At 34.1% G+C, this 13,832-nt stretch carries 16 protein-coding genes; 5 read left to right on the forward strand and 11 right to left on the reverse strand.

The features are described from left to right. Window positions 1-67: 67 nt before the first annotated feature. The 8 genes from sucD to BLT57_RS09930 form a co-directional block, all read right to left on the reverse strand. Window positions 68-940, reverse strand: coding sequence for a succinate--CoA ligase subunit alpha (gene sucD / locus BLT57_RS09895; protein ID WP_091425341.1), 873 nt, complete (start codon window positions 938-940; stop codon window positions 68-70). 103 nt (window positions 941-1,043) lie between these two features. Continuing rightward, the gene (locus tag BLT57_RS09900) at window positions 1,044-1,448 is read right to left on the reverse strand and encodes a nuclear transport factor 2 family protein (protein WP_091425343.1); all 405 of its coding nucleotides are present in this window, start codon (window positions 1,446-1,448) and stop codon (window positions 1,044-1,046) included. After that, window positions 1,449-2,384 carry a UDP-3-O-(3-hydroxymyristoyl)glucosamine N-acyltransferase gene (locus BLT57_RS09905; RefSeq protein ID WP_091425346.1) on the reverse strand — a complete coding sequence of 312 codons (936 nt, stop codon included), beginning with the start codon at window positions 2,382-2,384 and terminating at the stop codon, window positions 1,449-1,451. It lies immediately after the preceding gene. Between the two features lie 2 nt (window positions 2,385-2,386). Beyond that, entirely contained in the window at window positions 2,387-2,953 is a 567-nt protein-coding gene (gene efp / locus BLT57_RS09910) for an elongation factor P (RefSeq protein WP_091425348.1), read from the reverse strand. 23 nt (window positions 2,954-2,976) lie between these two features. Further along, complete coding sequence (gene lpxA / locus BLT57_RS09915; protein ID WP_091425350.1) at window positions 2,977-3,762, reverse strand: acyl-ACP--UDP-N-acetylglucosamine O-acyltransferase; 786 nt, start codon at window positions 3,760-3,762, stop codon at window positions 2,977-2,979. A 90-nt stretch (window positions 3,763-3,852) separates the two neighbouring features. After that, a complete protein-coding gene (locus BLT57_RS09920) occupies window positions 3,853-5,259 on the reverse strand; it encodes a bifunctional UDP-3-O-[3-hydroxymyristoyl] N-acetylglucosamine deacetylase/3-hydroxyacyl-ACP dehydratase (protein WP_091425351.1) in 1,407 nt (468 codons plus the stop codon). Continuing rightward, window positions 5,246-6,274: a UDP-3-O-(3-hydroxymyristoyl)glucosamine N-acyltransferase gene (gene lpxD / locus BLT57_RS09925; protein WP_091425353.1), complete on the reverse strand. Its 1,029-nt coding sequence runs from the start codon at window positions 6,272-6,274 to the stop codon at window positions 5,246-5,248. The genes BLT57_RS09920 and lpxD overlap by 14 nt, the downstream gene beginning before the upstream one ends. Before the next feature lie 31 nt (window positions 6,275-6,305). Next, window positions 6,306-7,526 (reverse strand): HD domain-containing protein, encoded by a 1,221-nt coding sequence (locus BLT57_RS09930; protein WP_091425354.1) that lies wholly within the window; start codon window positions 7,524-7,526, stop codon window positions 6,306-6,308. A gap of 35 nt (window positions 7,527-7,561) precedes the next feature. Between BLT57_RS09930 and BLT57_RS09935 the strand changes: the two genes are divergently transcribed. The 4 genes from BLT57_RS09935 to BLT57_RS09945 all read left to right on the forward strand — a co-directional run bounded on the left by BLT57_RS09935 (window position 7,562) and on the right by BLT57_RS09945 (window position 10,489). Continuing rightward, entirely contained in the window at window positions 7,562-9,115 is a 1,554-nt protein-coding gene (locus tag BLT57_RS09935) for a PglZ domain-containing protein (protein WP_091425356.1), read from the forward strand. A gap of 118 nt (window positions 9,116-9,233) precedes the next feature. Continuing rightward, the gene (gene tsaE / locus BLT57_RS09940; protein WP_091425357.1) at window positions 9,234-9,698 is read left to right on the forward strand and encodes a tRNA (adenosine(37)-N6)-threonylcarbamoyltransferase complex ATPase subunit type 1 TsaE; all 465 of its coding nucleotides are present in this window, start codon (window positions 9,234-9,236) and stop codon (window positions 9,696-9,698) included. Between the two features lie 157 nt (window positions 9,699-9,855). Beyond that, window positions 9,856-10,002 carry a hypothetical protein gene (locus BLT57_RS14135; RefSeq protein ID WP_172827444.1) on the forward strand — a complete coding sequence of 49 codons (147 nt, stop codon included), beginning with the start codon at window positions 9,856-9,858 and terminating at the stop codon, window positions 10,000-10,002. A gap of 13 nt (window positions 10,003-10,015) precedes the next feature. Further along, window positions 10,016-10,489 carry a hypothetical protein gene (locus tag BLT57_RS09945; protein ID WP_091425358.1) on the forward strand — a complete coding sequence of 158 codons (474 nt, stop codon included), beginning with the start codon at window positions 10,016-10,018 and terminating at the stop codon, window positions 10,487-10,489. Here BLT57_RS09945 and BLT57_RS09950 read toward each other — a convergent pair. From BLT57_RS09950 to BLT57_RS09960, 3 genes are all read right to left on the reverse strand, one after another. Beyond that, a complete protein-coding gene (locus BLT57_RS09950; protein WP_157717164.1) occupies window positions 10,486-11,094 on the reverse strand; it encodes a hypothetical protein in 609 nt (202 codons plus the stop codon). The two genes, BLT57_RS09945 and BLT57_RS09950, sit on opposite strands and share 4 nt — an antisense overlap. A 99-nt stretch (window positions 11,095-11,193) precedes the next feature. After that, entirely contained in the window at window positions 11,194-11,361 is a 168-nt protein-coding gene (locus BLT57_RS14065) for a hypothetical protein (RefSeq protein WP_157717165.1), read from the reverse strand. A 145-nt stretch (window positions 11,362-11,506) separates the two neighbouring features. After that, window positions 11,507-12,892, reverse strand: a complete 1,386-nt coding sequence (locus BLT57_RS09960) for a hypothetical protein (protein WP_091425362.1) — start codon at window positions 12,890-12,892, stop codon at window positions 11,507-11,509. Between the two features lie 283 nt (window positions 12,893-13,175). On the opposite strand from BLT57_RS09960, the gene BLT57_RS09965 reads away from it, so the two are divergent. Continuing rightward, window positions 13,176-13,538, forward strand: a complete 363-nt coding sequence (locus BLT57_RS09965; protein WP_091425364.1) for a hypothetical protein — start codon at window positions 13,176-13,178, stop codon at window positions 13,536-13,538. The last annotated feature ends 294 nt before the right edge of the window (window positions 13,539-13,832 follow it).

Below are 13,832 nucleotides of genomic sequence, written 5' to 3' on the forward strand. Positions count from 1 at the left end.
TTACAAATTGCAAGAAATAAAAAAACCTCACAAAATGTTGTGAGGTTTTTAACAATATCGTGTTGTTTTAGCCTAAGACTTCAGCTACTTTTTTTCCTATTTCGGCAGGAGATTCAACAACGTGAATTCCGCACGTTCTCATAATCGCTTTTTTAGCTTGAGCAGTATCATCACTACCTCCTACAATAGCACCTGCATGTCCCATTGTGCGTCCAGCAGGAGCAGTTTCGCCGGCAATAAATCCTACGATAGGTTTTTTGCTTCCGCTATTTTGATACCATTTTGCAGCATCGGCTTCTAATTGTCCACCAATTTCACCAATCATCACCACACATTCTGTTTCTGGATCATTAATTAACAATTCTACTGCTTCTTTTGTTGTTGTTCCAATGATAGGGTCACCACCAATTCCGATAGCTGTAGTTATTCCTAGTCCTTGTTTTACTACTTGGTCTGCCGCCTCATAAGTTAATGTTCCTGATTTAGAAACAATACCTACCTTTCCTTTTTTAAATACAAAACCTGGCATAATGCCTACTTTTGCTTCACCGGGTGTAATCACTCCAGGGCAGTTAGGACCTACCAATCGGCAGTCTCTATCTTTTATATAATCTGAGGCTTTAATCATATCGGCTACAGGAATGCCTTCAGTAATTGTAATAATTACTTTGATTCCAGCATCAGCAGCTTCCATAATTGCATCTGCAGCAAACGCTGGTGGAACGAAAATAATTGTTGTATCGGCACCAACTTCTTTCACTGCTTCGGCAACGGTATTAAATACAGGTTTATCTAAATGAGTTTGTCCTCCTTTACCAGGTGTGACACCACCAACAACGTTAGTTCCGTACTCAATCATTTGACCTGCATGGAATGTCCCTTCACTTCCCGTAAAACCTTGAACAATTATTTTTGAATCTTTATTAACTAAAACGCTCATTTGTGTTTGTTTTATTTGTTTTGAATTTGACTATTAACCTGAAATTTGTAATGTAAATTTCGTTGTGCAAAAGTAAGATTTTGAATATGATTTTTAAAAGTTTTTAAACTTTTATTTCGGCATAAGAATTTAAACTCTCAGAACTATCATCAGCTAACTGACTCATCTCGTAGCATCGGTAAAGTTTTTGATCTCTCACTTCCCAAATAGAAATGAAATGTGCTAGAGCATCTTCTTTCTCAGATCGTTCAATAGGGGTTCCATAAATGGTATAACGCGCCGCAACCGTATTGCCATCTTGAAGTAAATGACTTATTCTGTAGTTAAAGGATAAATAGGCTTTCTTTAAGCCGTCAAGCATAGCAGCGATACCGTCATAATCTAAGGACTTAAAACCTTTGCTACTGTTCCAATACAGTTGACAATCTTTGTGAATTAAATCCATCGCTTTATCAGATTTCGCTAAATCTAAATCGTAAAATGCTTTAACTGTTTCTTTTGGAGTCATTTATAAGTTTTTTAGTTTTTCAAGAATTTCAGGGATCTTTCTAATTGCAGCAATTTCTTTGTATTTACTTCTGAAATCATCTGCAGGAATTCCAAAATAGCTTTTATGACCTTCCAATGACTTACTCACTCCTGCTTTTGCAGAAATAACTGCTTTTTTTCCGATGGTAATTCCACTTGTGATGCCGACTTGTCCCCAAATTGTCACTTCATCTTCAATAATCACGCAACCTGCAATGCCAACTTGAGAAGCAATGAGGCATTTTTTTCCAATGACAGTATCATGTCCAATTTGAATTTGGTTATCAAGTTTAGACCCTTCGCCAATTATCGTATCAGCTGTTACACCTTTATCAATGGTACATAATGCACCAATATCTACATTATTTTCTATAACCACGCGACCACCGGAACGCAATTGATCAAAGCCTTCTGGGCGATTCTTATAGTAAAATGCACTAGCACCTAAAATTGCACCAGCATGAATTGTAACATGGTCCCCTATAATGGTGTCATCATAAATACTCACGTTGGAATGAATGATACAATTATCGCCAATTGTTACATTATTTCCTACAAAACAATTAGGTTGAATTATTGTGTTTTTACCAATTTTGGCCGATAATGAAATCGCAGTATTAGATGATTGAAATGGTTTAAAGTGAAGTGTTAATGTATTAAAATCTCTAAACGGATCATCACTAATTAGAAGTGCTTTTCCTTCAGGACAATCTACTTTTTTATTTATCAGTATAATAGTAGCAGCAGACTCAAGGGCTTTATCGTAATATTTGGGATGATCTACAAACACGATATCTCCGGGTTCTACAACATGAATTTCGTTCATTCCTAAAACAGGAAAATCATCTGGGCCTATATATTCCGTTGCAATAATAGTTGCAATTTCTTTGAGTGTGTGAGTCTTTGGGAATTTCATCCTTATTCCTTGATACGTTCTTTATACGTTCCTTTATCGGTTTCAATTTTAATTTTGTCTCCTTCATTAATAAATAATGGGACATTAACCGATGCTCCTGTTTCAACCGTAGCAGGCTTGGTTGCATTTGTTGCCGTATTACCTTTTACCCCTGGCTCTGTAGCTGTGACTTCAAGAATAACACTTGCAGGCATATCTACTGACAACGGCATATTGTCTTCGGTATTGATCAACACTGTAACAACTTCACCTTCTTTCATTAGGTCTGGTCTGTCAAGAGCAGCCTCAAGCAAACGAATTTGCGTATAATCTGCCTCATTCATAAAATGATAGAATTCTCCGTCGTTGTATAGATATTGAAACTTATGTGTTTCAACACGCACATCTTCGATTTTATGTCCTGCAGAAAAGGTATTATCTAAGACCTTTCCGGTTGTAACACTTTTCATTTTTGTTCTAACAAAAGCAGGGCCTTTACCCGGTTTTACGTGTAAAAATTCTATTATTTTATAGATATCGTGATTGTATCTAATGCATAATCCATTTCTGATATCTGATGTTGTTGCCATATGATATTGTTATAATTTTAGTATTAATTTGATTTAAAATATCCTTTCATGATTCCTCGATGCGAGTTTTTAATAAACTGCAGGATCTCATCTCGTTCGGGTGTTGCTTGCATTTCAGCTTCAATTAAGTCTGAAGCCTGGGAATTATTAAAGTTTTTTTGATACAATATGCGGTAAATATCCTGTATTTCTCTGATTTTTTCTGTTGAAAATCCTCTTCGTCGTAGACCTACAGAATTAATTCCAACATACGATAATGGTTCACGACCTGCTTTTACGAATGGTGGTACATCTTTTCTCACTAATGACCCACCGGTCACAAACGCATGATTTCCGATAGAGCAAAACTGATGCACAGCAGTCATTCCTGCTAACACCACATAGTCACCAACTGTGATATGACCTGCTAGAGTGCTATTATTTGAAAAGATACAATTATCACCAACCACACAATCGTGAGCGATATGACAATAGGCCATAATCAAACAGTTATTACCAATTATTGTTTTCATTCTATCAGTGGTTCCGCGATTTATCGTAACACACTCTCTTATAGTAACATTATCCCCAATTATTGTAAGTGTATCTTCATCATCAAATTTAAGATCTTGTGGTACTGCGGAAATAACTGATCCTGGAAAAATATTACAATTTTTTCCAATACGAGCACCTTCCATAATTGTGACATTACTGCCAATCCAAGTTCCTTCACCAATAGTGACATTACTATAAATTGTTGTAAACGGTTCTATGACTACATTCTTAGCTATTTTTGCTCCAGGATGTACGTATGCTAATGGTTGGTTCATTTCTAGGTTTTTATTTTATTCACTAAAGTGACATGTGATTTCTAAGACAATTAATAAATTTCATGTTATGTTGTCTATGCTCGGTTCATTTTATTTTACTTTTGAAATTTGAGCCATTAATTCGGCTTCTGCACATAGTTTTCCATTGGCATAGGCATATCCTTGCATATGGCAAATTCCTCTGCGTATAGGTGTAATTAAATCACATTTAAATATCAAGGTATCACCGGGTACAACCTTTTGTTTGAATTTAACTTTATCAATCTTCATAAAGAATGTCAAGTAATTTTCAGGATCAGGAACTGTACTCAAGACTAAAATCCCTCCTGTTTGAGCCATCGCTTCAACGATTAAAACACCAGGCATCACTGGAGCCCCAGGAAAGTGACCTTTAAAGAACTCTTCGTTCATAGTCACATTTTTCATTCCAATTACATGGGATTCTGAAAGTTCAAATACTTTGTCTAATAGTAAGAATGGCTGTCTGTGCGGCAGCATATCCATGATTTGATTCACATCCATTAAAGGTGTTTGATTCAAATCTATTTGAGGAACATTATTACGACGTTCGTTTTTAATAATCTTTGATAGTTTTTTAGCAAACTGTGTATTGATGAAGTGACCTGGTTTATTAGCAATCACTTTCCCTTTGATACGTGTTCCAATCAATGCCAAATCGCCTACAACATCTAATAATTTATGCCTTGCAGCTTCATTAGGATAATGTAAGGTCAAATTATCTAATATCCCATTTGGCTTAATTGCGATTGAATCTTTGTTAAATGCTATTTTTAACTTTTCCATCGTTTCTGGAGATAACTCTTTATCGACATAAACAATAGCATTATTTAGGTCTCCCCCTTTTATAAGTCCGTGTTCCAGTAACATTTCAAGCTCATGTAAAAAGCTAAATGTTCTCGAATCTGAAATGTCATTTTTAAAATCTGAAATACGATTAAGTGTCGCATTTTGTGTTCCAAGAACTTTTGTGCCAAAATCAACCATTGCCGTGATTTGATATTCTTTAGCTGGCATAACGATCAATTCGCTACCTGATTCTTCATCAGAATAGGAAATGACATCAGAAACGACATATTCTTCTCTAAACTCATCCTGTTCAGTAATACCAGCTTTCTCTAATGCTTCCACAAAAAACTTTGAAGAGCCATCCATTATTGGTGGTTCAGAAGCATTCAATTCAACAATAGCATTATCAATATCTAAACCCACTAAAGCGGCTAATACATGCTCTGATGTTTGAATGGTAACACCATTTTTTTCAAGGCAAGTGCCTCTTTGGGTATTTGTTACATAATTCGCGTCTGCTTCAATAACTGGTGAACCTTCGAGATCCACTCTTTTAAATGAAAATCCACTATTTACTGGTGCTGGACAAAAGGTAAGTGTTACATCTTTTCCTGTATGCAAACCGACACCGGTTAGTGAGACTTGTTTTTCTATCGTCTTTTGTTTGACGTCTGTTTTAATTATTGCCATGTACTTTTTTCTCTAATTCATTGATATTCTTCACAATTTTCGGAAGATTTTTAAAATGCACATATGATTTGTTATAGTCTGCTAAATTCAATGCAGGTGAACCTTGTAATATTTCATTATCTTTTATATTACCTCCGATTCCAGATTGTGCCTGAATTTTAACATTGTTACCAATCGTGATATGTCCCACAATTCCTACTTGTCCGCCAATTTGGCAATTTTCACCAATTTTAGTAGACCCAGCAATTCCTGTTTGAGCAGCAATAACGGTATTTTTACCAATTTCAACATTATGAGCAATTTGAATCTGGTTATCGAGTTTCACGCCTCTTCTTATGATTGTAGACCCTAAAGTTGCTCTATCAATTGTTGTGGCAGCACCAACATCTACAAAGTCCTCAATGATGACATTTCCAATTTGAGGCACTTTGCTATACTCTCCTTTTCCGTTAGGTGCAAATCCAAAACCGTCGGCTCCTATGATTGCACCAGAATTAATAACACAATTTTTACCGATTCTACATTCAGCATATATTTTTGCGCCTGCAAAAACGATGGTATTATCTCCAATAGTAACATTATCACCTACATACGAACCTGGAAAAACCTTTACATTTTTTCCCATACTCACATTCTCACCAATATAACTAAACGCTCCAATATAAATATCATCTCCTAATACTGCAGAATCAGAAATAAAAGAAGGCTGTTCAACACCTTGTTTATTTAATTTTATCTGATTGTAATACTCTAATAATTTAGAAAACGATTCATAGGCGTCATCTACTTTAATAAGTGTTGTAGAGATCTCATTTTCAGGCTCAAAAGTTTTATTAACGATGGTAATGGATGCCTTTGTTGAATAAATATACGGCTTATATTTTGGGTTCGCCAAAAAGGTTAAAGATCCTTCTGTACCCTCTTCAATCTTTGAAAGCCTAGAAACTTCAATCTCAGGATTACCTATGATTTCCCCTTCTAAAATTCCAGCTATTTGTTGTGCAGTAAAGTTCATCCTCGCAAAAATAGGAAAAATGTGTTAAAGTTTATTTAGGATAACAGATATAATATTTAGTTACAGGTTTAGAAAGGGCTTTGATACTAAATTGATCTGATGCTTTTGTGATATCAACCACCTTTCCTGTTTTTTGTAATATTTTTATACGCTGGTTTTCAGCCTGATATGCCTGATTTGAAATTTCATCGATAAACACAAAATACTTTGCATCATCTTTTGAAATCTTATATTTTTCAATAAGTTGATTGATATGTTTATCTAAAGTTGATGCCTTTATGGGTTTATTTTTTAGTTTAATCCTCAAGAGTTCTCTATTAATGATCATATCACAAAGATTACTTAAAATGAAATCACTATGGTATTGCCATTCTTTCATAGCTGCTATAATATCGGTATCGTCCAAGCGAGAAAAGATATCTAAGGTTTTATCATCGAAGTTTTCTGCAGAGATTTCATGGTTAAGAAAATAAGTTAACGCATCACTCGCATTAAGCTTCACTCCTAAGTTTGTAAGTTCTTTAGCACGTTTCAATACACGCATTAACAACTGTTCAGCTACTAAACCTGTTTTATGCAAGTAAACCTGCCAATACATAAATCGTCTAGCAACTAAAAACTTCTCCACACTATAGATGCCTTTTTCTTCAACCACCAATGAATCGTCGACAACGTTTAACATGGTAATTAAACGTTCGCTATTAATATTACCTTCAGCGACACCTGTATAAAAGCTATCACGTTTTAGATAATCGGCGCGATCCATATCAAACTGACTTGATATGAGCTCACATAAAAACGGTCTATTATAATTTCCTTTAAAAATTTGAATGGCTAGCGTTAAACTTCCGTTAAATTCTTTATTGAGCTTTTGCATAAAACGCATCGAAATTTCCTCATGTGAAATGCCATTTACGATACTGTGTTCCATGGCGTGAGAGAACGGACCATGACCAATATCGTGTAAAAGAATAGCGATATATAAGGCCTTTTCTTCGTCGTCGGAAATTGTAACTTCCTTAAAACGAAGCACATTCACAGCCTTTTGCATGAGATGCATACAACCAATAGCGTGATGAAAACGTGTGTGATGAGCACCAGGATAAACAAGATACGATAAGCCCATTTGCGAAATACGACGTAAGCGCTGAAAGTATTTATGCTCGATTAAATCGAAAATAAGAGAATTCGGAATCGTAATAAATCCGTAAATTGGATCGTTAAAGATCTTAAGTTTGTTGTATGTCTTCAAACTGATACTTTTACATTAATATTAAACAAATATACATGAACACTATAAATATTCTTTGGGTTGACGACGAAATCGACCTTCTAAAACCTCATATTCTCTTTCTAGAAAAAAAACAATACAAAGTAACCACCTGTCAAAGTGGTATGGAAGCTATAGAAATTATAGATGACACCAACTTCGATATTGTGTTTTTAGATGAAAATATGCCAGGGCTTACTGGTTTGGAAACGCTGAATGAAATTAAAGAGAAACGAGCCAATCTGCCCGTGGTTATGATCACTAAGAGTGAGGAAGAGTATATCATGGAAGAAGCCATTGGTAATAAGATTGCTGATTATTTGATTAAACCTGTTAATCCGAATCAGATTTTACTGAGCTTGAAGAAGAATTTGGATCACTCTAGGCTCGTTTCAGAAAAAACGACTTCTAACTACCAACAAGAGTTTAGAAAAATCGCTATGGATCTCTCTATGGTGAATAACTTCGAAGAATGGAGTGATTTATATCAAAAATTGATTTATTGGGAATTGCAGTTGGAAGATATTGAAGATGTTGGGATGACTGAAATATTAGAATCTCAAAAGAATGAAGCCAATGTTCAATTCGGAAAGTTTATAGATAAAAACTATCCTTCTTGGTTTGAACAGGATGCAGATGCACCAACACTTTCGCACACGTTATTTAAAGAAAAAATAGTTCCAGAATTGAGTAAAGAACAGCCCACACTCCTCATTGTAATTGACAATTTACGCTACGATCAGTGGAAGGCTTTTGAGCCTATAGTCAACAACTATTATAAGAAAGTTTCTGAAAAACCCTTTTACAGTATTTTACCAACGGCAACGCAGTATGCTAGAAATGCGATTTTCTCCGGACTTATGCCAATTGACATGGAATCAAAGCATCCAGACCTATGGAAAAATGATACGGATGAAGGCGGAAAAAACATGCATGAAGCTGAATTTTTGCGCGCACAATTGAAACGATTGCGCCTGGATCATCTTAAAATGGAGTATCATAAAATCACCAATTTAAGAGCGGGTAAAAAATTAGTTGAAAACTTTAAAACGCTAAAGGATAATGATCTTTCGGTCATTGTTTATAATTTCGTGGATATGCTCTCCCACTCTAAAACAGAGATGGAAGTCGTTAAAGAATTGGCATCTAATGATAAGGCTTACCGCTCATTAACAGTGAGTTGGTTTAAAAATTCACCGTTATTAGAAATGATTCATCAAGCACAGGGTCTAGGATTTAAGTTGATCCTAACCACAGACCACGGAACGATAAACGTTAAAAATCCATCTAAAGTTATTGGTGATCGCGATACCAGTTTAAATTTACGTTACAAAACAGGTCGTAGTTTAACATATGAAGACCGCGAAGTATTGGTGGCAAAAGACCCTAAAGCTATTAAACTGCCTTCCATAACAATGAGCAGCTCCTTTATTTTTGCTAAAAGTGATTATTTCTTAGCCTATCCAAACAACTACAATCATTACGTTAGTTATTACAGAAACACCTATCAGCACGGAGGCGTCTCATTGGAAGAAATGATCATTCCATTTGTGGTCATGAATCCCAAGTAGCACTCCGTAAAATGCAAATAAATCCGACGAAATACACTTTTTTCTAGTTTTTTTCATATTTTATGCGTATAATTGTGCGTTAAATACCGTTTAAAATGGTATTGACGCTTTTATAATTATGAAAACTATTTTAGACATAGCATATCAAATTGATGATATTGAGGCGGTTGCGCGACAGCTACTGGAACACATGACTTCCAAAACTGTATTGTTTTATGGGGACATGGGTGTTGGTAAAACCACTTTAATTAAGGCCTTGGTAAAAGCAATGGGCAGCACTGATGATGTCAGTAGTCCGACCTTTTCCATCGTCAATGAATATCTGACAGATGATGTCTCAATCTATCATTTTGATCTCTACCGCATTGCAGATGAAGAAGACGCTTTAAATTTCGGATTTGAAGACTACTTTTTCACTCCAAATTGGGTGTTTATAGAGTGGCCTGAACGGGCTATTAATTTATTACCTGAAGACGTCACTCGCATTGAGATTACGCATAAAGATTTACACTCAAGATCCCTCAAATTGAGCCAAAACGAAACATTAACCCAGAAAAACGCTATGGAGCAGCCAAAAATTTAGTAAATAAATTGACAACCTAACACCGCGTCATTGTTGGTACCTACGGAAAAACCGTAAGCATAGGTGATTAATAGAGTGCTTTTTAACACTCGTTTTAACTATTTAAAGTATAAGCACACCTTATATTTGAATAATTAATTAATTAATCCCTTATATTATGAAAACTAAAAAGTATGTACTGGCACTTGCGATCTTTGGTGGGATGTTGTTCACTGCTCAAGCAATGGATATAATCAACATAGATGGACAAGTTAAAACTCAAATCGACAAAAAGAAAATTAAACTCCCTGGATCGGGTGGATAATAAATCTTTAATAATGGGTAGTATTATTGCTACTTTTTTGGCGTTGTCGCCATTTTTATTTACTTTATATGAAAGTGTCCCTGACGATCAAGTCTGGGATACTTTTTTGTTTACATATAATAGTCCTTATTATGAAAGCGTGAGAACTTTTGCATGGACTCTAACATCTAAAGTTCTTCCTTTATTATTTTTGACCGTCTGGTTTTTGACCAATAGGCATTGGTGGTATCATGCCCTCTTAGTACCAATGGCTATGTACTTTTATCAAATCATCGTGATATTGAATGATGATTTAAGGTTTGCAGATACAGAAGAACAAAAACTTTACCTTTTACCAGTGATGGCTATTGTCATACCCTCTATCTATTTAATTAGAGCAAAAATGTTCAATAGAATTAACGATGCTGGCAAATCCATGCAGGAATTGGAAGAGGAATTTATGATGAAGCCCAAAGGCGTTTGGGGGACCATTAAACAGTATTTTTAATTTAAACTGTCTCTTAATTGAATGAGTTGAGCTAAGTACTGTTTTGTAGTCATTTTTGATTTTTCTAATCGTAATTTTAAAACCTTTGCTTTTACCTGTTTGTAATCGGTACTTTTGACCTGCGACACCTCTTCAAATAATAATTTGATTTCTTGATCTAGATCTTCCGAAAGACTCTTAGATCTTGAATAATAATCCAATTTATTCGAAATATAGATTGAAATTAAAATATACGGTAGGGCTACAACTGGACCAATCCAAAATTCATTCCCATCAACATACTCAATTTCATCTCTTAATGCCAGAACTAATTGAGTTATTGAAATAAAAAGTACTATTAAAATTATTGGTTTCCACCAGTGCTTATTCGTTATATACCAAATGGTATATATTATCACAAAACTAATTTTCATTAAAAAAACCCAAAACATAGTTTGGACATTTTCATAGTAACCACTAGAAATTGTAAAAAAAGAAGACTCATAGATGACACTTTTCGGAAAAACTAAATGGAAATATATTAAAAAAGGAGTAGTAACTATAACAACTGCGATGATGACGTCCCTTAAAAACGCCTTCCGTTTATATACTTTTAATGGTATCATTTATCATGATTTAAAACGGTTAATTTATGTTCCTCTTAGGTTGAAACACAACCACAGCCAATGTAAATTGGCTGCGATTGATCTCGTAATGAATACTCATTAACTTTTTTTATGCTCCATTTCTTCAATTCTTAACTTTAAGAATTTCATGAATCTCAAATAGAGCATAATCACTAAGATAAAGATTGCTATATAGAGTATAAATGAAAAATAAAACAAGATATTCATCCCTATCCCTATGCCTTCTCCTTCGACAATTGTTTCCATAATGTTATAATTTGATTAGTGTTATCTAAATATAGTAAATATTCTATTAATATTTAAATTAAATGTTCCATTTCAATAAAACCCCTAAATAAAAAAAAAGATAAATACTTCAAGAATTTACGATTATTAAGCCAATACTCGCGAATCAATAGTTTTCAAAAAACCATTTAAATTCGGTGTCACCAGTATTTTTATTGAGCTTTATGATGCAGGAATATGACTTCACCACAGTAATTGGATAGCCTAAAATCTCTATGTCAAATGTGATATGCCCTTGAATATCAATTCTAATTTGGTCTCCTATCGTTTGGGCAAAAGGAGGAATACTTTCCTCCCATTCTGAAAATAAAGTTATTCCAGTAATTTCAGAAGTAATTTGAGACACTTCATAATCATCTTCTGAACCTTCATCTGGTGATGTTAATATATATTGAACTTCAAAAAACATTAAAGGGACAGAGCTAATTTTAATTTTTTCAGTAACAACAAGCTCTCCATCTATATTTAAAAACTCACTACTAGAACCTATAGTTGAATTATCAATTTCATTTAAGAATTCCTCAAACGAATCTACAGACTCAAAAACGAAGGCTTCATCTGGATTAATACTAGTGTCAAATTCAAAAGTGTCTCCAGCATTAAGTATAGTATTTAATTGATTCGCAATCAAACCTTGACTAAACGAAAAGGCTTCTGTAGTGTCATCAGCCTCATTACAACCATCACTTAAACCTGATGCATCAAAAGCAGTATTTACTTCACAGTCGGTTACAAAATTAGGATTGGTTGAAGATGCTCTTACTCCTGGTCCACCTCCGCCTGGGCCGTCTGGAGGACTTGTGTCAAAATCTTCTGATTCCTCATCAGGATCTTCAAATTCTTTAACTTCAATGCAAACGGTTTGAGTCGTTTCATAAATGTATGAAGCCGTACAATTTGGTCCTGCAGGATGTTCCTCGCCTCCGTAATTACAATAGGTATTTGTAATGGTATAACAGTCGAGTCTTGCATAATTAAGAAAGTCTAATTCATTATTATACTCAATACGCTCCATGTTATATTCCCCTTCAAAAATGGTTTCAGAATCTAAAGCAACCTCATTCAAGTATATGGTATTAGGAAAGTAATTAATGATATACATTAAGGTATCTTCGTTGTCTTTGAAATTTATAATCAGATTACTAAAACTGTTTTCAGGTTGATCATCCTTGATGATTTTTAATGTAAATGTCCTACCATTATCATCATTAACCTCAGTGATATAGTCATCAATAATTGTAAATTGATTACTATCTTCAGTCACTGTTCTGAGTGTCATAGTATCTATAGAGGGCGCTAATATGTTAGCGTTTATAAACGTTTGCAACGTATTAAAATCGCTGAGCTTACCGACTTTAATAATCTCATTATAACCACGCTCGATTTCGGAAAAATTAGTCGGTTTGTCCAATTCTTCGTTTTGGCAGCTTATGATAAAGGCAGCACATAGTATACAACACATGCCTATAAAGTTTAGTTTTTGTGTTTTCATAATTTGTAAAATTTACACCTATGATTATAGGTTGATTAATAGATTAATTAATCAAAGTCTACACACAAAGTCAAAACAGAGCCATTACAAAGTCAAATAAAAACTAACGTTAGTTTAAGGAAACTTCCCTTATTGAATTGATAATCGGAGCGACTTTGTAAACTCTGGTCATAAATTCAATACCACTAATATAGAAAATATTCTACACTAAACGATGATAATTAAAAAAAAATTACATTTGTATCAGATAAATAGTTTTAAAATTTAACATCCCTAGTTAAAAATGAGTAAAACCGTACATCGTATAATGCAATTAATCTCTGCATTAAACATGAGTGCCAGACAATTTGATATCTCTATTGGCACGGCCAATGGTTATATATTGCGGATGCAAAAAAATAATGCATCTGTAGGAAGTGACGTTATTGAACGTATCATTAAAGAATATCCACAGGTGAATTTAGTGTGGCTTATTACTGGAAAAGGCGATATGTTTATTGAAAATAAGCCAAAATCAAAAGCGCGTAGTACTAAAGAAATTGAAACCTATATCGATGCGCGATTAAAATCGCAGTGGTCTGACGAAAAGAAAGCGCTTCTTAATGAAATTTTATCAGAGATTGAGGAGGCCAAAAAGAAAAGCTAAGCTTTAAATCGTGATTTGATCTCTTAAAGTGATGAGTTGAGTTAAATAGTCTTTTTTGTCTATTTGACTTTTATATTTTTTTAGAATTTTTAATTGTTCATTTAATTCAGTATAATTTTTATTCTTATGTAATTATATTTTATTTATAAATGTGAATATTTCATAATTCAATTCTACCGGAAGTTTTCTTTTAGATAAATAGTACCTTACTTTTTCAGAAAGGAGCAACAACACAATTATAGTAAAAAGAACCAAGGGCATATTGTGATAAAAATTGAAGTTATCGTAGAGATT

The sequence above is a fragment of the Formosa sp. Hel1_31_208 genome, from assembly GCF_900104785.1.
Classification (GTDB): Bacteria; Bacteroidota; Bacteroidia; order Flavobacteriales; family Flavobacteriaceae; genus Psychroserpens.

Excerpts from the sequence above, each read along its gene's own strand:
- lpxD (WP_091425353.1), bottom strand. The coding sequence starts at position 6,274 with ATGAACTTTACTGCACAACAAATAGCTGGAATTTTAGAAGGGGAAATC.
- efp (WP_091425348.1), bottom strand. The coding sequence starts at position 2,953 with ATGGCAACAACATCAGATATCAGAAATGGATTATGCATTAGATACAAT.
- BLT57_RS14065 (WP_157717165.1), bottom strand. The coding sequence starts at position 11,361 with ATGGAAACAATTGTCGAAGGAGAAGGCATAGGGATAGGGATGAATATC.
- BLT57_RS09965 (WP_091425364.1), top strand. The coding sequence starts at position 13,176 with ATGAGTAAAACCGTACATCGTATAATGCAATTAATCTCTGCATTAAAC.
- BLT57_RS09900 (WP_091425343.1), bottom strand. The coding sequence starts at position 1,448 with ATGACTCCAAAAGAAACAGTTAAAGCATTTTACGATTTAGATTTAGCG.
- BLT57_RS09905 (WP_091425346.1), bottom strand. The coding sequence starts at position 2,384 with ATGAAATTCCCAAAGACTCACACACTCAAAGAAATTGCAACTATTATT.
- BLT57_RS14135 (WP_172827444.1), top strand. The coding sequence starts at position 9,856 with ATGAAAACTAAAAAGTATGTACTGGCACTTGCGATCTTTGGTGGGATG.
- tsaE (WP_091425357.1), top strand. The coding sequence starts at position 9,234 with ATGAAAACTATTTTAGACATAGCATATCAAATTGATGATATTGAGGCG.
- BLT57_RS09960 (WP_091425362.1), bottom strand. The coding sequence starts at position 12,892 with ATGAAAACACAAAAACTAAACTTTATAGGCATGTGTTGTATACTATGT.
- BLT57_RS09945 (WP_091425358.1), top strand. The coding sequence starts at position 10,016 with ATGGGTAGTATTATTGCTACTTTTTTGGCGTTGTCGCCATTTTTATTT.
- BLT57_RS09950 (WP_157717164.1), bottom strand. The coding sequence starts at position 11,094 with ATGATACCATTAAAAGTATATAAACGGAAGGCGTTTTTAAGGGACGTC.
- sucD (WP_091425341.1), bottom strand. The coding sequence starts at position 940 with ATGAGCGTTTTAGTTAATAAAGATTCAAAAATAATTGTTCAAGGTTTT.
- BLT57_RS09920 (WP_091425351.1), bottom strand. The coding sequence starts at position 5,259 with ATGGCAATAATTAAAACAGACGTCAAACAAAAGACGATAGAAAAACAA.
- BLT57_RS09935 (WP_091425356.1), top strand. The coding sequence starts at position 7,562 with ATGAACACTATAAATATTCTTTGGGTTGACGACGAAATCGACCTTCTA.
- lpxA (WP_091425350.1), bottom strand. The coding sequence starts at position 3,762 with ATGAACCAACCATTAGCATACGTACATCCTGGAGCAAAAATAGCTAAG.